At 35.1% G+C, this 18570-nt stretch carries 19 protein-coding genes and 3 tRNA genes; 13 read left to right on the top strand and 9 right to left on the bottom strand.

The genetic code is table 11. The features are described 5' to 3' along the window. The first annotated feature begins 736 nt into the window (after positions 1 to 736). From thrS to rplT, 4 genes are all read left to right on the top strand, one after another. Positions 737 to 2683 carry a threonine--tRNA ligase gene (thrS, locus tag ES724_RS15935; protein ID WP_146934834.1) on the top strand — a complete coding sequence of 649 codons (1947 nt, stop codon included), beginning with the start codon at positions 737 to 739 and terminating at the stop codon, positions 2681 to 2683. A gap of 58 nt (positions 2684 to 2741) precedes the next feature. Then, positions 2742 to 3257, top strand: a complete 516-nt coding sequence (gene infC, locus ES724_RS15930; protein ID WP_262489315.1) for a translation initiation factor IF-3 — start codon at positions 2742 to 2744, stop codon at positions 3255 to 3257. A 27-nt stretch (positions 3258 to 3284) separates the two neighbouring features. Then, positions 3285 to 3482 (top strand): 50S ribosomal protein L35, encoded by a 198-nt coding sequence (rpmI, locus tag ES724_RS15925; RefSeq protein WP_146934830.1) that lies wholly within the window; start codon positions 3285 to 3287, stop codon positions 3480 to 3482. Positions 3483 to 3589: 107 nt separating this feature from the next. Beyond that, positions 3590 to 3934: a 50S ribosomal protein L20 gene (rplT, locus tag ES724_RS15920; protein WP_034924934.1), complete on the top strand. Its 345-nt coding sequence runs from the start codon at positions 3590 to 3592 to the stop codon at positions 3932 to 3934. Positions 3935 to 4573: 639 nt separating this feature from the next. Here rplT and ES724_RS15915 read toward each other — a convergent pair. The 6 genes from ES724_RS15915 to tgt all read right to left on the bottom strand — a co-directional run bounded on the left by ES724_RS15915 (position 4574) and on the right by tgt (position 11799). Next, entirely contained in the window at positions 4574 to 5797 is a 1224-nt protein-coding gene (locus ES724_RS15915; protein ID WP_246136897.1) for an asparagine synthetase B, read from the bottom strand. 154 nt (positions 5798 to 5951) lie between these two features. Next, the gene (dnaB, locus tag ES724_RS15910) at positions 5952 to 7511 is read right to left on the bottom strand and encodes a replicative DNA helicase (protein ID WP_146934827.1); all 1560 of its coding nucleotides are present in this window, start codon (positions 7509 to 7511) and stop codon (positions 5952 to 5954) included. A gap of 166 nt (positions 7512 to 7677) precedes the next feature. Further along, the gene (locus tag ES724_RS15905) at positions 7678 to 8631 is read right to left on the bottom strand and encodes an acetyl-CoA carboxylase carboxyltransferase subunit alpha (protein WP_146934825.1); all 954 of its coding nucleotides are present in this window, start codon (positions 8629 to 8631) and stop codon (positions 7678 to 7680) included. Between the two features lie 61 nt (positions 8632 to 8692). Next, the gene (locus ES724_RS15900; protein ID WP_146934822.1) at positions 8693 to 9604 is read right to left on the bottom strand and encodes a DMT family transporter; all 912 of its coding nucleotides are present in this window, start codon (positions 9602 to 9604) and stop codon (positions 8693 to 8695) included. After that, positions 9591 to 10667, bottom strand: a complete 1077-nt coding sequence (locus ES724_RS15895) for an LptF/LptG family permease (RefSeq protein ID WP_146934819.1) — start codon at positions 10665 to 10667, stop codon at positions 9591 to 9593. The genes ES724_RS15900 and ES724_RS15895 overlap by 14 nt, the downstream gene beginning before the upstream one ends. 1 nt (position 10668) lies before the next feature. Then, positions 10669 to 11799 (bottom strand): tRNA guanosine(34) transglycosylase Tgt, encoded by a 1131-nt coding sequence (tgt, locus tag ES724_RS15890; protein ID WP_034924915.1) that lies wholly within the window; start codon positions 11797 to 11799, stop codon positions 10669 to 10671. Between the two features lie 174 nt (positions 11800 to 11973). On the opposite strand from tgt, the gene ES724_RS15885 reads away from it, so the two are divergent. The 3 genes from ES724_RS15885 to ES724_RS15875 all read left to right on the top strand — a co-directional run bounded on the left by ES724_RS15885 (position 11974) and on the right by ES724_RS15875 (position 14638). Beyond that, positions 11974 to 12819 (top strand): transketolase, encoded by an 846-nt coding sequence (locus tag ES724_RS15885; protein ID WP_146934816.1) that lies wholly within the window; start codon positions 11974 to 11976, stop codon positions 12817 to 12819. A gap of 40 nt (positions 12820 to 12859) precedes the next feature. Beyond that, positions 12860 to 13813 (top strand): transketolase family protein, encoded by a 954-nt coding sequence (locus tag ES724_RS15880; protein ID WP_146934813.1) that lies wholly within the window; start codon positions 12860 to 12862, stop codon positions 13811 to 13813. 228 nt (positions 13814 to 14041) lie between these two features. Then, a complete protein-coding gene (locus tag ES724_RS15875; RefSeq protein WP_146934811.1) occupies positions 14042 to 14638 on the top strand; it encodes an outer membrane beta-barrel protein in 597 nt (198 codons plus the stop codon). A 55-nt stretch (positions 14639 to 14693) separates the two neighbouring features. On the opposite strand, the gene ES724_RS15870 is transcribed toward ES724_RS15875, so the two are convergent. Next, positions 14694 to 15644: an FKBP-type peptidyl-prolyl cis-trans isomerase gene (locus ES724_RS15870; RefSeq protein WP_246136896.1), complete on the bottom strand. Its 951-nt coding sequence runs from the start codon at positions 15642 to 15644 to the stop codon at positions 14694 to 14696. 75 nt (positions 15645 to 15719) lie between these two features. Here ES724_RS15870 and ES724_RS15865 point away from each other — a divergent pair, with 75 nt between their 5' ends. From ES724_RS15865 to ES724_RS15855, 3 genes are read left to right on the top strand one after another with little or no spacing between them, the layout of a single operon-like run. Then, positions 15720 to 16139, top strand: a complete 420-nt coding sequence (locus ES724_RS15865; protein WP_146934808.1) for an RNA-binding S4 domain-containing protein — start codon at positions 15720 to 15722, stop codon at positions 16137 to 16139. Then, entirely contained in the window at positions 16136 to 16720 is a 585-nt protein-coding gene (locus tag ES724_RS15860) for a methyltransferase domain-containing protein (protein ID WP_146934806.1), read from the top strand. Before ES724_RS15865 ends, ES724_RS15860 begins: the two co-directional genes overlap by 4 nt. A gap of 3 nt (positions 16721 to 16723) precedes the next feature. After that, on the top strand, positions 16724 to 17224 hold the full coding sequence (locus tag ES724_RS15855; protein ID WP_146934804.1) for a phosphoribosyltransferase family protein: 501 nt from the start codon (positions 16724 to 16726) through the stop codon (positions 17222 to 17224). Here the strand turns inward: ES724_RS15855 and ES724_RS15850 are convergent. Further along, positions 17216 to 17737 (bottom strand): shikimate kinase, encoded by a 522-nt coding sequence (locus ES724_RS15850; protein WP_246136895.1) that lies wholly within the window; start codon positions 17735 to 17737, stop codon positions 17216 to 17218. The two genes, ES724_RS15855 and ES724_RS15850, sit on opposite strands and share 9 nt — an antisense overlap. A 121-nt stretch (positions 17738 to 17858) precedes the next feature. Between ES724_RS15850 and ES724_RS15845 the strand changes: the two genes are divergently transcribed. The 3 genes from ES724_RS15845 (at position 17859) to ES724_RS15835 (ending at position 18199) form a co-directional block, all read left to right on the top strand. Then, positions 17859 to 17931, top strand: a tRNA-Lys gene (locus tag ES724_RS15845). 43 nt (positions 17932 to 17974) lie between these two features. After that, positions 17975 to 18047 (top strand) — tRNA-Lys (locus ES724_RS15840). 68 nt (positions 18048 to 18115) lie between these two features. After that, positions 18116 to 18199: transfer RNA gene (locus ES724_RS15835), tRNA-Leu, on the top strand. Between the two features lie 44 nt (positions 18200 to 18243). On the opposite strand, the gene ES724_RS15830 is transcribed toward ES724_RS15835, so the two are convergent. After that, entirely contained in the window at positions 18244 to 18450 is a 207-nt protein-coding gene (locus ES724_RS15830; RefSeq protein WP_211362778.1) for an RDD family protein, read from the bottom strand. Positions 18451 to 18570: the final 120 nt, after the last annotated feature.

Raw genomic sequence — 18570 nt, 5'->3', positions numbered from 1 at the left:
CAAATATACCAACTTTAAATTCATTCCGGCAAACTTATTTTAAACTTTTTTTAAGTTAATTTCTAACCCTAAAAACGCTTGAATCTACCAGTATACAATGAACTTAGCCTCCAAATCAACTACTCGCCGATCGCTTAGCGGGTGCAAATATACAGTTCTTTTATGTTCCCACACAAGTTTTAAAAATAAAATATCAATTTTTTTTCAACCTCTTCTAAAAAAAGCGGGGCACTAAAATACAATATTTTTCTAATCAATTCCAAATCAGATCGATATAAATTTTTAAATCATTTTAACTAAAGAAAAGTTTTTTAAATGTTGACTGAAAAATATATACTTACTCCAATTTCCTTTAGTAACCACTATTCCGTTTCAACTAAACCTCTCCTATTATAATAAAATAGCGAAAAACACTCATTATACTCTCTCTATATAATAGAGCAATAAAACAATCCTTACCTCTTATAATATATATAGACAAACTCTTGTTTTGTGTTAGGGATAGCAACAACATCCTTTTGGCGGTATGAAATATATGTTTCTCTATATAATAGTATATGTTTTATTAGTCTATATAGAAATAAGACATTAGTAAAAAGCCAAAAGATAGCGTGAATAGCCCGACCCCGATTTTTTTAAATCGGGGGAACACCCAAATAATATTCATGAATATATAGACCCTGTAAATTGTGCAACCGCATTTAACCTATTATCTTTGCCCACTTAAGATATGAATATGATAAAAATAAGTTTGCCCGACGGCACTGTTAAGGAATTTGAAAGTGGAGCTACCCCAATGGATGTAGCTAAAAGTATAAGTGAGGGATTTGCACGGAATGTAGTTTCTGCAAAATTTAATGATACTGTGGTTGAAGCTTCCACTCCACTTACTACAGATGGCAGTCTTATATTATATACGTGGAATGATAAGGAAGGGAAAAAAGCATTTTGGCATTCTACTTCTCACGTTATGGCACAGGCCATTGAGCAATTATATCCAGGATCCAAATTAACCATAGGACCAGCTATTGAAAATGGCTTTTATTATGATGTAGATTTTGGGGAACAAAAGATTTCTGAAAACGATTTTAAGAAGATAGAGGATAAAATGCTAGAAATAGCTCGTGGAAAACATGAATTTAGCATGAGGTCTTCTACTAAGGCTGAAGCCTTGTCTTATTATAAAGAACAAAACAATCCTTTTAAAGTTGAGCTTATTGAAAATCTGGAAGATGGAACTATCACTTTTTGCGACCATGACACCTTTACAGATCTATGCCGTGGCGGACATATTCCGAATACCGGAATCATTAAGGCTGTAAAATTAATGAGTGTTGCCGGAGCTTACTGGAGAGGGGACGAAAAAAACCCTCAACTTACAAGAGTTTACGGAGTTTCATTTCCAAAGCAAAAAGATCTTAAAGAATATTTAGAATTATTAGAAGAAGCAAAAAAACGTGACCATAGAAAACTAGGTAAAGAATTACAACTTTTCACATTTTCTCAAAAAGTAGGACAAGGTTTGCCATTATGGCTTCCTAAAGGTGCAGCCTTAAGAGAGCGTTTGGAGAATTTTTTGAAAGCAGCTCAGAAAAAAGCTGGTTACGAAATGGTGATCACTCCACATATTGGTCAAAAAGAACTTTATGTGACCTCTGGTCATTATGAAAAATATGGTGCAGATAGTTTTCAGCCTATCCTGACTCCTAATGAAGGAGAAGAATTTTTATTGAAACCTATGAACTGCCCACACCACTGCGAAATTTATAATTCGGCTCCATGGAGTTACAAAGACCTACCGAAACGATTTGCTGAATTTGGAACGGTTTATAGATATGAACAAAGTGGTGAATTACATGGCTTAACTCGTGTTAGAGGTTTTACTCAAGATGATGCGCATATCTTTTGTACTCCAGATCAATTAGATTCTGAATTTAAAAAAGTAATAGACCTTACCTTATATGTATTCGAATCTTTAGGTTTCGACGAATTTACAGCTCAGGTTTCTTTAAGAGATCCTGAGAACAAGGAAAAATATATTGGAAATGATGATGTTTGGGAAAAAGCTGAAAATGCTATCCTTTCAGCGGCAAAAGAAAAAGGTCTTAATTATGTAGTTGAAACTGGAGAAGCAGCCTTTTACGGTCCGAAATTAGACTTTATGGTGAAGGACGCTTTAGGTAGAAGCTGGCAACTTGGCACAATTCAGGTAGATTATAATCTGCCAGAACGTTTTGAACTGACATATAAAGGTAGCGACAATGAATTGCATAGACCAGTAATGATCCATAGAGCACCATTTGGTAGCATGGAACGCTTTGTAGCAGTACTACTAGAAAACACTGGAGGGAATTTTCCTCTCTGGTTAACGCCAGAACAAGCTATTGTACTCTCACTCAGTGAGAAATATGAAAAATACTCACAAAAAGTTTTAGATTTGCTTGAAAATGACGAAATTCGCGCAGTGTCCGACGACCGGAGCGAGACCATTGGTAAGAAAATAAGGGATGCTGAAATGAGCAAAGTGCCTTATATGCTGATTATTGGAGAGCAAGAAGAGAAAGATGGTACAGTTTCTGTACGTAGACACGGGGAAGGTGATATTGGCACAATGCTAATTGAAGACTTTACCAAATTAGTAAATAACGAAATCAAAAAAACGCATAAAGCGTTTGAAGTATAATTAAAATTAGACAGCCATAGCAATACGTAGAAAAAGATCGAAGCGACCGCTTAGAGAAATTAAAGAAGACCAGCACCGCATTAACGGAAAAATCCGGGCAGAAGAGTTACGACTTGTTGGCGACAACATCGAAATGGGAGTATATCCCACTACAAAAGCAATGGAATTTGCTGAAGAGCAAGGTCTAGATCTTGTGGAAATTTCTCCTAATGCAAAACCACCGGTTGCAAAGGTGATGGACTATAAGAAGTTTCTTTATGAGCAAAAGAAACGGGAAAAAGTCTTAAAGGCGAAAGCCAGTAAAGTAGTGGTTAAAGAAATTCGATTTGGTCCCCAAACCGATGATCATGATTATGAATTCAAAAAGCGTAATGCTGAGAAATTCCTAAAAGATGGAGCAAAACTTAAGGCTTTTGTATTCTTTAAAGGTAGGTCTATTGTTTTTAAAGATCAGGGTCAGATATTACTCCTTCGTCTTGCAACAGATTTAGAAGAAGTAGGTAAAGTAGAACAAATGCCTAAACTGGAAGGAAAACGTATGACTATGTTTCTCTCTCCTAGAAAAACGAAATAAGAACGTTAATTATAAAATTACACGAGCATGCCTAAAATGAAAACTAAATCCAGTGCCAAAAAGCGTTTTAAGCTTACAGGTACAGGTAAAATTAAAAGAAAGCACGCGTTTAAAAGTCACATCTTAACAAAGAAGTCTAAAAAACGTAAGCTTGCTCTAACGCACAGTACTTTAGTACATCCTGCAGATGAGAAAAATATCAAAACTCAACTACGTTTAAAATAGATTGAAGCTTTTGATGGTTTAAACTATTTAAAAACCCTGGAGTTGCGCAATGAAAGTATTCAGAATTTATAATTTATGAATCGCCTTCTTCAAAAACAATTAAAATTATGCCAAGATCAGTAAATTCAGTTGCCAAGAGAGCCAGAAGAAAAAAGGTTCTTAAGCAAGCAAAAGGTTACTTTGGACGTCGTAAAAACGTTTGGACAGTAGCAAAAAACGCGGTTGACAAAGCAATGTTATATGCTTATAGAGACCGTAAAAACAATAAAAGAAATTTCCGTTCTCTTTGGATCGTGCGTATTAACGCGGGAGCTAGAATGCACGGGATGTCTTATTCTCAGTTTATGGGAGGTTTAAAATCTGCAAAAATCGATTTAAACCGTAAGGTTTTAGCCGATCTAGCAATGAACCATCCAGAAGCGTTTGGAGCTATAGTTAACAAAGTAAAATAATATTTTTCACGATTAACGTTCTTATATTTTGAAAAACCCACTCTAATAGAGTGGGTTTTTTTATTGCAGGTTTTTTTTAAAATTATTCACTACCAGCATATAATAACTAGGAAGATTATTTAGGATCTGAACTAAAAATTGAATGAAGCTGAAAGTATAGAACAATCCTCAAAGAAAGAAGGCTTTCAGGAATTCCAGGATAAGTTACTGATTCACCTGTCTTTGGATTCTTCGACATGCCCAGAATGACATTCAGATTAAAATTAAGTTGCATTTCGGAATCTCTAAGAATTAAATAATTTTATTAAAGGCTTCGACAAACTCAGCCTGGCATAAATAAAGGTTAGGCTGATGCTTTGTTATTCTATCAATTCAACATTAAAAAAGGCTTCGACAAGCTACCATTGACTTATTTTCAAAGTTACTCCCAATAAGAGACCCTGAAACTAGTTCAGGGTGACGATACTGTTTTAACTGCCGTCATGCTGAACTCGTTTCAGCATCTTTCATACGTCAAAAACCTACGCCCAGCCTGACATTCAGGTTGTTTTAAGTTGTCCTTCGAATGAAATGAGGAATCTCTGCTAAGATATATTTAGCTACTCTAAGCTTTTTCGCTATGTTCAGAATCACATCTGTTTAGGTCTTTTGTTTCTTTTTCTTTGCCGCTGGAAACAATACATTATTTAAAATTAATCTATAACCTGGAGAAGTTGGATGTAATTCCAATTCGGTTTTAGGATCTCCTACCCTGTGCTGATAATCTTCTGGATCATGGCCTCCATAAAAAGTGAAGAAACCACGACCTTTTATTCCGTGAATATAGCGTGCTTCTTCATTCAATTTATTTTCAGCTAGGACCAGTATATTAGATTTTAGTGTCGCTCTATTAAACGCCGTTGTTTGCCCCATAAAACCCTTAACCAACATAGTATGATTTTGGTTTAACATGGTAGGAATAGGATCCCATTTGGCAGAAAACTCCATTAAAGTAAAATAATCTGTATTCGTAGCTATTTGTCTCTTATCTGTCATGTCTATAGATGAGAATTCGTAGATCATCGGGTTTCGTTCTAAAATGAAATCTTTAAATGCAAAAGTATTTTCAAAATCGATTTTACCTTGATAGCCTGGCTCGCTAGGATCTCCATCGAACATTGGCTCAGCTATGTCTACTCCTGCAGCGGCAAGCGCAATATCAAAACTATCGGTAGCGCTGCACATTGCAAACATAAACCCACCACCTATCACATAATCTCTAATCTTTAAGGCGACAGCCAATTTTTCTTCTGAAACTTTTGAATATCCTAATTTAAAAGCCAATGCTTCAGCATCTGCTTTTTCTTTTATATACCAAGGAGTGGTTCTATAATTTCTATAAAACTTACCATACTGGCCTGTAAAATCTTCATGATGCAAATGAAGCCAATCATATAACAAAAGAGCATCTCCCAGTACGGCTCCATCATAAATAGTTTCGTAGGGAATTTCGGCATAAGTTAACACCATCGTTACGGCATCGTCCCAAGGTTTATTCCCTGTTGGTGCATAAACTGCTATTTTAGGAGCTTTTTCTAAAATAACTGCTTCCATATTTCTGGAAGGACTCTGAATTTCTTCCAGTATAGATTGTGACTTTTCATCACTTAAAACTTCAAAAGAAACACCTCGAATTTTACATTCCCTTCTTAAAGCTTCAGTATCTGAAATCAGAAAAGAACCTCCCCTATAGTTTAGTAACCACTGTACATTTAAATTATTCTGAAGAGCAAAATAGGTGATCCCGTATGCTTTTAAATGGTTTTCTTGGGTCTCCGCATCCATAGGAATCAATATCTGCGAAGCTTGTAATTGAAAAGACATAAAAAATAAACCCAGTACAAAAAATAAATTTTTTATACCGGGGGGGAATTGGCAACTATATTGGTTGGAATAGAATACACTATCAACACAACATGTAGGTTTGTTTTCTCTATAAGATTTGGGAACTACTTTAAAGTAGTTATGAAATACATTTTTAAAATGGCACGTCGTTGTCATCATCATTAAAATCATCGTTCATCGAGCTTCCGAAGGCTTCATCTGCCGAAGGGCTAGGCAATTTGCTACCTCCAAAAGGATCTTCGCTTTCACCCTCATTCATTTTAGAATGAAACTCTCCAAATGGAGAATCGAAGTCATCTAAGTTATCAAATTTACCAAGATGCCCAACAAATTTCAAGCGGACACTCTCCAGACCACCATTACGGTGTTTAGCAACAATAAATTCACCCTGCCCAGCTGTTGGAGAGCGTTCTTCATCATCCCATTCGTCAATTTTATAATACTCTGGTCGGTAAATAAATGAAACAATATCGGCATCTTGCTCTATCGCTCCAGATTCCCTCAAATCACTTAATAAAGGTCTTTTACTTCCTCCACGAGTTTCTACAGCACGAGATAGTTGAGATAGTGCAATAACAGGAATTGCTAATTCCTTAGCTAAGGCTTTTAAGTTTCTAGAGATTGTAGATATTTCTTGTTCCCTATTTCCTCCTTTTACAGAACTTCCAGCTGTCATTAACTGCAAGTAATCTACCATTATCATTTTTATACCATGTTGCGAGGCCAATCTCCTAGCTTTTGCTCTAAGATCAAAAATGGATAATGATGGAGTATCATCTATAAATAATGGAGCCTTCTCCAGATCTTTTACTTTTACATTTAGTTGCTCCCACTCATGGGTTTCTAAATTCCCAGTTCTAAGTTTTTCTGAAGATAATCCTGTTTCCGAAGATATTAGTCGAGTGATCAATTGTACCGCAGACATCTCCAAGGAGAAGAATGCAACCGGAATATTATGTCCCACAGCAATATTACGAGCCATGGATAATGTTAATGCCGTTTTACCCATACCTGGACGAGCAGCGATAATAATTAAATCACTTGGCTGCCAACCAGAAGTAAGTTTATCTAATTTATCAAAGCCTGATGGCACTCCACTTAATCCATCTTTATTTGAAATTTCCTGAATTCTGTTTTTTGCCTGAATAACCAAACTATGTGCCGTCTCTGAAGAACGTTTAATGTTCCCCTGAGTAACCTCATACAATTTGGATTCCGCTGTATCTAAAAGATCAAAAACATCGGTTCCTTCATCGTAAGACTGTTCAATAATTTCGTTTGAAATCTTAATTAGGCTTCGCTGAATATATTTTTGAAGAATTATACGGGCATGAAATTCAATATGCGCAGAAGAAGATACTTTTTGGGTAAGTTGGATCAAATACCATTCGCCACCTACTTTGTCTAAATTTCCATCCTTACGCAATTGATTAGAAACGGTTAACAAGTCAATCGCCTCTGTGTTCTCAAAGAGTTTATAGATAGCCTCATAGATCAATTTATGGCCAGTTTTATAAAATACATCGGAGTGTAGAATATCTATAATTTCATCTACTCCTTTTTTATCGATCATCATGGCTCCTAGCACAACCTCCTCTAAATCAACAGCTTGTGGGGGAATTTTGCCTTTCTCAAGACTTACAACATTGCCTTGGCCATAGTTTAGTTTTTGGGGGATTGTAACTTTTTCCATATTACGAATGTAAATAATTTGTTAAGATATCCTTAATTAAAAAGATACAACTTAATTCACAGGTAATGAACAATTTACCTGTTGATAACTTAATGTTTTTGTTGATAAGGCCAAAAAAATCCGAAGAAAATCTTCGGATTTTTTTGAATGTATGACTAAGAAAGAACTAATCTTTAAAGACACCCATATTAGAATACTTATCCATTCTTTTATTTACCAATTCTTTTGGTGATAAGTTTCGGAACTCATTATAAGAAGATAAAATTGAATTTTTTACCGTATTAAAAGTTTCCTCTCTATTAGTATGAGCACCTCCTAGTGGTTCTTTTACGATTTCATCTATTAACTTCTGCTTTTTCATATCTATAGCAGTCAGTTTCAGGGCATCTGCTGCTATTTCTTTATATTCCCAGCTTCTCCATAATATAGAAGAACAAGATTCCGGAGAAATCACAGAGTACCAAGTGTTTTCCAACATAAGTACTTTATCTCCTACTCCAATTCCTAAGGCACCACCACTAGCTCCTTCCCCTATAATCACCACTATAATTGGCACTTTTAGGCGAGTCATTTCTAATATGTTTCTAGCAATAGCTTCCCCCTGTCCTCTTTCTTCTGCTTCCAAACCTGGATATGCTCCTGGAGTATCTATAAAGGTCACAACCGGAACTCCAAACTTCTCTGCAGATTTCATTAAGCGTAAAGCTTTACGATATCCTTCGGGGTTTGCCATTCCAAAATTACGATACTGTCTAGTTTTGGTATTAAATCCTTTTTGTTGACCCACAAACATAAAGCTCTGGTCTCCAATTTTCCCTAGACCACCAATCATTGCTTTATCATCTTTTACGTTTCTATCCCCATGAAGTTCAAGAAAAGTATCACCGCAAATTGCTTTTATATAATCTAGGGTGTAAGGTCTATTAGGATGTCTTGAAAGTTGAACACGTTGCCAAGCCGTAAGATTCTTATAGATCCCTTTTTTGGTCTCTATTAATTTCTTCTCGATCTGTTTACAGGTAGCAGTAACATCTACTTCACTTTCTGCCCCTATATTACAAGCCTTTTGGTATTGTTCCTCTAACTCTTTAATGGGTAATTCAAAATCTAAATATTCCATGTTAAGTTATTGTGTTTTTTAATTAGCCTACAAATATAACAAACTTTGAAAGGAAGAATTCCTAAGATATCTTATTAATTTTTCGTTTTGTTTTAAGAAAGCCATTCAGGATAACAGTAGATAGAATTAGCAAGGCTCCATAATAGAATTGAGGATTCATTTGCTCTTTACTACCAAATATTAAAAATGCCAAAAATATTCCATATATCGGCTCCAAGTTGATTGTGAGCATTATAGTATACGGGCTTAGATGTTTCATTACAGCAACTGCTGCAATAAAGGCGTAGGCTGTACATATAGATGCAAGAATTAATAAGTACCCCCAATCTTCAGAAGAAATAGTAAAAAAAGCAAGATTAAATCCCTTATCTCCACCACTAATGAAGGACATTATAGCCAAATAAATACTTATTGCGACTACCCCAGTTAAAAGCTCATAGAATGAAATCACTGAAGGAGCAGTGTCTTTTATCAATTTCCCATTCATTAAAGTGAAAATAGCAGACAAGAAAGCTGAAATTAATCCTAAAATTATCCCTAGAGTATATTTTGTTTCTACCTGAAAAATAATATACAAGCCCACAATTACTAACAAACCAAACAGAATTTCATAACCAACAAACTTGCGTTTATAAAAAATAGGCTCTAGGATAGAAGTAAAAAAAGCTGCTGTAGAAAGTAAAGCTAATGTAATAGAGACATTAGATACTTTTATTGCACCAAAAAATGTCAACCAATGCAGCGCGATCACAATACCGGCAATTATTAGAACCCCTAATTTTCTTTTTGTAAGCTTTAGATTTCGTTTTCTCAATTTGATGTACAAGAAAACAAAACCACTAGCAAGCAACATTCTGTACCAAACTAAAGGAACTGCATCTAAAGATATTAATGCCCCTAAAACTGCGGTAAATCCCCAAATAAAAACAATTACGTGAAAATGGAGGTAGCTTCTAAGTTTATCGTTTTGCATTGAACAAAAGATAGATAGCTAAAATCCCAAAAGACACATTAGGAAACCACACTGCAATTAGCGGTGAAAAAGTAGATTGCTCTGCCAATGTCCCAAAAACCTTATCGAAGAATATAAAAATAAAAGCCAAGGAGATCCCTAAAGCTAAATTTACTCCCATTCCTCCTCTTCGTTTAATTGAAGAAACGGCAACGGCAATAATAGTAAGTATAAATGCAGAAACAGGTAAACTCCATCTTTTGTAAGCTACCACCAGATACCTATTCATATTTCCAGAACCTCGTCTAGCTTCTTGATCTATAAAATCATTAAGTTCATTATAATTGAGAGTTTCGGCGATATAGGTAACAGGTGTTAATTCGTCAAATTCAAAAGGTAGGATAGTATCTAAAGTTCGTTCGTGAAAAATTTGATCTCCTTCTTCTCCTATAATTCTCTTATCAAAATTGCTTAAAGTGTAGGTGCTGTCTGCTTCATTATATTGTAATCTGGAAGCGCTTAATTTGAATGTCAATTTATTCCCTTCAAAATGTTCTAAAGTAAAATTTCTAGCAGATTTCGATTTCGGCTGAAAATTACTTGCGTAGATATATTCATCGTCATTTATCTGCCTATAAACATCACTGGTTTCCTTGACCTCTGTCCCCTTTTTGAGATACTGGTATTTAAACTCATTAAAACCTTTACTAGCATTTGGAGCCAAATACATACTCATTACCAAAGCGCCAATACATACAATAGTAGCACCAATTAAATAAGGTCTTAAAAAACGCCAGAAAGAAACACCGCTACTTAAAAATGCAATGATCTCTGTATTATTGGCAAGTTTAGAAGTAAACCAAATAACCGATAGAAATAAGAATAAAGGAAAAAGCAGATTTGCAAAGTAAATGGTAAAATCTAAATAATAAGCTGCAACTTCTACAAAAGGAACTTCATTTTCCAAGATCTTATCGATCTTTTCAGCGAGATTTACGATAATACCAATAGGTACAAACAATAGTAGCATTAGGATGAAGGTTCCTAAATAGCGTTTTAATATGTACCAATCTAATATCTTCAATTTACAGTCGCTTATTCATTTGTTGTACCATTCTATTTTTCCAGCTGGCAAAATCTCCAGCTAAGATATGTTTTCTAGCCTCACGCGTCAACCAAAGGTAGAAACCTAGATTATGAATTGTAGCAATTTGCTTACCAAGTAATTCATTTACTGTAAAAAGGTGTCTTAGATATGCTTTAGAGTAATCGGTATCAACAAATGTTATGGCCATATCATCTATAGGAGAGAAATCGTCATGCCATTTTTTATTCTTTATATTAATAGTTCCATGGGCAGTGAATAACATACCATTTCTTGCATTTCTGGTAGGCATCACACAATCAAACATATCTATTCCGAGTGCAATATTTTCTAAAATATTAATTGGAGTTCCTACTCCCATCAGGTACCTTGGTTTATCTTCAGGCAATACTTCCGTAACAACTTCCGTCATTGCATACATTTCTTCTGCAGGTTCTCCTACAGATAATCCTCCAATTGCATTTCCCTCTGCTCCTACAGATGCGATATATTCTGCAGATTGTTTTCTAAGATCTTTATAAGTACTTCCTTGAACAATTGGAAAAAATGCTTGACTATAATCATACTCAAATGGAGTTTTCTCCAAATGGCTAATGCATCTATCCAACCATCTATGCGTCATGTGCATTGAACGTTTTGCATATTTATAATCGCAAGGATACGGTGTACATTCATCAAAAGCCATAATAATATCGGCTCCAATGACACGCTGAATTTCCATTACATTTTCTGGAGTGAAGATATGATAAGAACCATCTATATGAGATTTGAATTTTACTCCATTCTCCTTAATTTTTCTTCTTTCTGAAAGCGAGTATACTTGATACCCACCACTATCTGTAAGTATACTTCTATCCCAATTCATAAATTTATGAAGTCCACCAGCTTTTTTTAAGATCTCGGTTTGTGGCCTTAAGTACAAGTGGTAAGTATTTCCTAAAATTATATCTGGATTAATATCCTCTTTTAATTCTCTTTGATGCACTCCTTTTACAGAACCAACGGTTCCAACGGGCATAAAAATCGGGGTTTCAATAACGCCATGATCTGTTGTGATTTCTCCCGCACGTGCATTGCTCTGAGGGTCTTTAGCTAAAAGGTCAAACTTCATAGTATATTTTAAATAGCTGCAAAGATACTTAAGTAAAACTCATATAAAAGAGTCAATATTTTAAAAATTGTTAGCTATTACACACAATTCGTTGATAACTGGCATCTTCTAACTTTGCGATACGTATTTAATAACTTATTTTTGCAGCATTCATAAAAAACAACACAACACACAATGCCACACACTAAAGAATTAGAAGATTTTGTTACCCAGGTTCGCCGGGACATTTTAAGGCAAGTTCATAAAGTAAATTCAGGTCACCCTGGAGGATCTTTAGGCTGCGCTGAGTTTTTCACAGCTCTATATCAAGAGGTGATGGATTATAAAAGTGATTTTGATATGAACGGGATAGGAGAAGATCTTTTCTTTTTATCTAACGGACATATCTCCCCAGTTTTTTATAGCGTTTTAGCTAGAAGCGGTTTTTTTCCAGTGGAAGAACTAAATACTTTCAGATTAATAAATTCAAGATTGCAAGGACATCCAACAACTCATGAGGGATTACCTGGAATTCGTATTGCATCTGGTTCTTTAGGTCAAGGTTTATCTGTAGCAATTGGTGCTGCCGAAGCAAAAAAACTGAATAAAGATTCTCATATAGTGTATACTTTACATGGAGATGGAGAATTACAAGAAGGCCAGAACTGGGAAGCTATTATGTATGCTGCTGGTAATAAAATAGACAACCTTATTTCTACTGTAGATGTTAACGGACAGCAGATTGATGGAGCTACAGATCAGGTTTTACCAATGGGGAATCTTAAAGCTAAATTTGAGGCTTTTGGATGGGACGTTCTAGAGGTAAAAGAAGGAAATGATATTACTAAAGTTATTGAAGGTTTAAATGAAGCGAAAAGCAGAACCGGAAAAGGAAAACCGGTATGTATCCTACTGACTACGGTAATGGGTCATGGAGTAGACTTTATGATGCATACTCACAAGTGGCATGGAGTTGCTCCTAATGATGAGCAATTAGAGAATGCATTGGCTCAAAATCCTGAAACTCTTGGAGACTATTAATTATAATCGCTATTTCTTTTAGAAATATTATTCAGACAAAATGAAAAAATACACAAATACAGGAAATAAAGATACTAGATCTGGTTTTGGGGCAGGTTTAACTGAGCTTGGGAAAACTAAAAAAAATGTTGTTGCCCTTTGTGCAGATCTTACCGGTTCATTAAAAATGGACGATTTTAAAAAGAATCATCCAGAACGATTCTTTCAAATAGGAATTGCTGAAGCCAATATGATTGGTATTGCTGCTGGTATGACCATTGGAGGAAAAATACCGTTTACAGGTACATTTGCTAATTTTTCTACTGGAAGAGTTTACGACCAGATAAGACAAAGTGTAGCTTATTCTAATAAGAATGTGAAGATATGTGCATCTCACGCCGGTGTTACTCTAGGTGAAGATGGAGCTACACATCAAATATTGGAAGATATAGGCTTAATGAAAATGCTTCCGGGGATGACAGTTATTAATACATGTGATTATAACCAGACCAAAGCTGCTACTTTAGCAATTGCAGAATTTGAAGGCCCGGTTTATTTAAGATTTGGACGTCCAAAAGTGGCAAATTTCACTCCTGAAAACGGAAAATTCGAGATTGGTAAAGCGGTTAATTTAACGGAAGGAACCGATGTAACGATTATCGCAACCGGACATTTAGTTTGGGAAGCTTTACAAGCTGCTGAACAATTGAACGAAAAAGGAATAAGTGCGGAAGTAATAAACATACATACTATTAAGCCTTTAGATAAAGAAGCTATTTTAGCTTCAGTAAAAAAGACTGGATGTGTTGTTACTGCTGAAGAACATAACTTCTTAGGAGGTTTAGGAGAAAGTGTTTCCAGAACATTGGTAGAAAATTTCCCTGCGCCACAAGAATTTGTTGCAACTAAAGATACCTTTGGTGAAAGTGGAACTCCAGAACAGTTAATGGAAAAATACGGATTGAATGCCGAAGCGATTGTAAAAGCTTCAGAAAAAGTATTAAAACGTAAATAGAAATTGAATCAAGAACCTCGGGGCAAGCCCACGAGGTATGTCCCGATGGTTCGGGAGGAAAATACTTTTAAAAATTCGAGGCAAGCCTCGGGAAGTTAAACCCTCAATGAGGGATTAAATTATATTTTAAACCCTTCAAACCTAGCGTTTGAGGGGTTTAACCTTTTTAGCAGAAAATAAACGGCCTATTTTCTGCGTTATCTATAATCAAATTATAAAACTCAACTTATGAAAAAATTAATTGTACTTACGCTTATGTTAATTGGCGGGACTGCTATGGCTCAAGCCACTTATGGTCTTAAAGGAGGACTTAATTATGGTGCAACAGGAGAATACGAAAATTATTCTCAAGTAATAGAAGATGCCTCCACTGTTGTAGAAGGAAAAGAAAAAACAGGGTATCACTTAGGAGGTTTTGCAAAATTCGAATTCCTTGGAATATTCCTGCAGCCAGAATTGGTATATACCAGACTAAATACTGAATATGATGAATTCGATTATAATATAGATAAAATTGACGCTCCAATTTTAGTAGGTATAAACGTCTTGGGTCCCTTGAACATAAAAGCTGGACCTTCTTTTCAATATATTTTGAAGAATGAATTAGACAACAGCAATATTAAAATCTCTGATGTCGAAAATGAGATTAGTGTTGGTTATCAAATCGGAGTGGGAGTAGCATTAGGAAACTTAGGTTTTGATGCTCGCTATGAAGGTGCTTTTGAAGAAAACAATGCCTATGGTGAAGCCGCTTTGGATCAAAATTTTAAAATAGACTCCAGACCTTCCCAGTGGATCTTAAGTGTTTCTTACACTCTAAATTAAGCGTAAAATTTAATACAATAAAAAAAGCCGCGAAGTGATTCGCGGCTTTTTTTTGTTAAATCTCATTTACGTTTTCAAACTCTTCCGGATCAAGGTAGTTTGGAATTCCGTTCCCATTTCTATCAGGAAACACTATTGATCCATCTGTATTAATAATTATTTCATCCTTAGTTAAAGTTCCATCACCATCATCGTCTGCATCCAAATAGTTTGGCAATCTATTTTCATCGGAATCATCGTTAGCAACGATCCTGTCATTATCCAAATCTTCTAAATAAGAAGGAATTCCATCTTGATCGTGATCTGCCTGGTTAACTTTGTATAATTGAAAGCTAAAGATCAACGGGCTATAAGCAGGGATACTACTTTGTGAAACACTAAAATACCCCAAGCCTGAAGGCAAGAAGACTGCTCCTACTCCAAAATCATTAGTAAACTGAACTGTATTATCATCATTCACAATAAAATCTGAAGCTCCACCAAATTCCACAAGTGCTTCTGTTAAAGCCACAACTGCGATTCCAGAATTGGCTTGAGTTCTTGTTCCTGGATGATCAAACCAAATAGGGCTTGCCGTATTATCAAAAGAAATTTGATCCAATAACTCTCCCTTATAATTTTGAAAAGTGGAATCTGCAAAAGTAGGATGCGCTCCAAATCCTTCTCTAATTTTCAGAATATAGATATTATAATCTACCTTATTGCGAGTTACAACCTTTGTTTCTAATAAATCTGAATCTATAAGCGGTGTTTTATCTGCATTTAAACCAGCAATAGAATCAAATTTTATTCTATAATCGAAACCTTCTGCTGGGTTCTGAAAATCTTCTTCATTATAAAAATGTGTTTGTAAATAGGATATTAATGCTTCATCATCTTCTATTGCCTGTTCACCAGGATCTCTAACAGGAACTGCCACCCGCTCATTATCATCGTCTTTTTCACAGGATATTATAGAAATGCTTGTAAGCACCATTAAAATAAACAACTTAGTCAATCTCATCATTAGGTAAATTTAAGGCGGCAAGATACAATAATCTTGTATTTTTGCTTAGGATTTAGACAGTTTTAAGAAGCTAATATGAGAGTTGACAAATTTTTATGGTGCGTGCGATATTTCAAAACAAGAAGTTTGGCTACAAACGCATGTAAAACAGGGAAAGTAAAAATCAAAGGAGCTAATATTAAACCCTCTAGAGAGGTGTTTCCGCAAGATAAAATCACCATAAGAAAGAATCAGATCAACTATGAAATAGAGATTCTCGATGTTCCGACAAGTAGACTAGGCGCAAAATTAGTAGGGCTTTATATTACTGATGTTACTCCTAAGGAAGCTTTTGAAAAAATGGAATTGCTTAAATACTCCAAAGACTACTATAGAAAAAAAGGGCTTGGAAGACCAACCAAAAAAGACAGAAGAGATATAGATGATTGGTTTGAGGAAAAAGGCGAGGAAAAGGATACTAAACTAGAGAATAAAGAGGAAGATCTAAAAGAATGATTCTAGACGAGGACTACTGGGCTACACGCTACAAGGAAAATAGAATAAAATGGGATATTGGAGAGGTCTCCACCCCTATCAAGGAATATATAAATCAGTTGGAAGATAAATCATTGAGAATATTAATTCCAGGTTCAGGAAATTCTTATGAAGCCGAATATTTACATGACCAAGGTTTTAGCAATGTCTTTGTTGTAGATATTGCAAGAGAGCCTCTGGATAACTTAAAAAATAGAATACCTAGCTTTCCGAAAGAACATTTGTTACAAAAAGATTTTTTCGATTTAAATCTGCAATTCGATTTAATTTTAGAGCAAACTTTCTTTTGCGCTTTAAGTATTGATCTACGGCAGAAATATGCAGAAAAAATGATAGAGCTATTAAAAACCAATGGCCAATTGGTAGGCTTATTTTTCAATTTTGAGCTTACTAAATCTGGTCCTCCATTTGGAGGTAGTCAAGAAGAATATAAAGATTTATTTCAGCCATATTTTGAAATACTGAAACTAGAAAATTGTTATAATTCTATTACTCCAAGATCTGGGAATGAATTGTTTTTTATCTTTAAAAAAATTAAATAATCTATGCCAACCTCAAACAAGATTCTCAACAACGAGCAAATTCAGCATAAAATTAAACGTATCGCCTATCAGATATACGAGAGTAATTTAGACGAAACAGAGCTTATTTTAGCTGGAATTGCAAATAGCGGATTCGTTTTTGCAAAAAGACTTAAAACTGTTTTGGAGGAAATTTCAGATTTAAACGTCATTTTATGTGAGGTGAAATTAGATAAGAAAAATCCTTTAAGTGGCGTAAAAACCTCCTTAGCTTCATCTGAGTACCAAAATAAATCCATCGTCTTAATAGATGATGTGCTTAACTCAGGAACCACATTGATCTATGGAATCAAGCATTTCCTAGAAGTGCCCTTAAAACAGTTTAAAACAGCTGTCCTTGTAGATAGAAGCCATAAAAAATATCCTGTAAAAGCAGATTTCAAAGGGATTTCTCTTTCTACCTCATTGAATGAAACCGTAAAGGTGAATTTTTCCGAAGGAAGAGATAAAGTAGAATTATTTTAGCTTATCAGCTATTTCATTAGCTATTTCATTAGGAGTTCGGTTTTCTACATTAACCACTAGATCTGATTGGTTATAGTAATAACCACGCTCAAATAAATGCTTTCTAACAAAATCTTCAAGATCGTCTTCTGTCTCCAAATGACTAATCATTGGTCTTTGTGCTTTTTCTTTATACAATCGTTTTACCAAAAATTCTACCGAAGCTTTTAGATATACCAATTTAGACTCTGGGAAGTTCTTAATAAGATCTAAGTTGGTACCATAACAAGGTGTTCCGCCACCTAAAGCCACTGTAAGGTTATTGGGGTCTTCTAGTACATCTTCCAGTATCCTGGTCTCCATTCTTCTAAAATATAATTCTCCTTTCAATTTAAAAATTTCGGGAATCGTCAATTCTTCAATTAAAGAAATTTGGTCGTCTATATCTATTAGAGGATAAGCTAATTTTGTGGACAATTTTTGTGAAACAACAGATTTACCGGAACCCATATATCCTGAAAGAAATATTTTCATACTGAAAAAGAGGTGTTTAGAAATTAATTTAAAACATTTACAAATTTATATTAAATTCCTCTTGAAAAATAAATTAATGATAGTATATTTGCACCCGCAATTGCAAAACAACGCATACAAGGATTTGGTAGCTCAGTTGGTAGAGCATCTCCCTTTTAAGGAGAGGGTCCTGGGTTCGAGCCCCAGCCAGATCACTTAATTTTTTGGATTAATTTCCACATTGTTCTTTACAATTTAGATTTGGTAGCTCAGTTGGTAGAGCATCTCCCTTTTAAGGAGAGGGTCCTGGGTTCGAGCCCCAGCCAGATCACTAGATTTTAGTTCTAACTAAAATTATTTCCACGGCCCTTTAGAAATTTAATTTCGAAGTGCGTATTTGCCCGGGTGCTGGAATTGGTAGACAGGCATGGTTGAGGGCCATGTGTCCATTAGGGCGTGCGGGTTCAAGTCCCGCTCCGGGTACTATTTAAATTCCATTCCCACTTATAACCAACTTTTATTTTTTCCTATTCTTTTTCTTCAATATGATTTTCTACAACAAAGGTTTCTGTAACTTTATCGTATAGATTCTGATTCTCTTTATCCCACAACAACCACACCACAGGAATTATTAAAAATCCACCTAAGTATTTTAATAATTCTCGAATAGCACCATCTGAAGCATAATTATAATCTTTTCCAGACTTAGAAGAAATAACTTTTAGTCGGATCATGACTAATTGTTGTGTTTATGCAAAAATTGTGGTTAATCTGTAGAGGAAGAATTCTACATTTTTTACTCCTCTGAACTGTGCTCTAAAGGCTTTTATTTTTGCGTTGAATGATTCTGCTGA

Origin of the sequence: Gillisia hiemivivida (assembly GCF_007997295.1) — a bacterium.
Lineage (GTDB): Bacteria > Bacteroidota > Bacteroidia > Flavobacteriales > Flavobacteriaceae > Gillisia > Gillisia hiemivivida.
The sequence above is the reverse complement of the archived record's forward strand: the minus strand, read 5'-3'. Positions and strand labels throughout refer to the sequence as shown.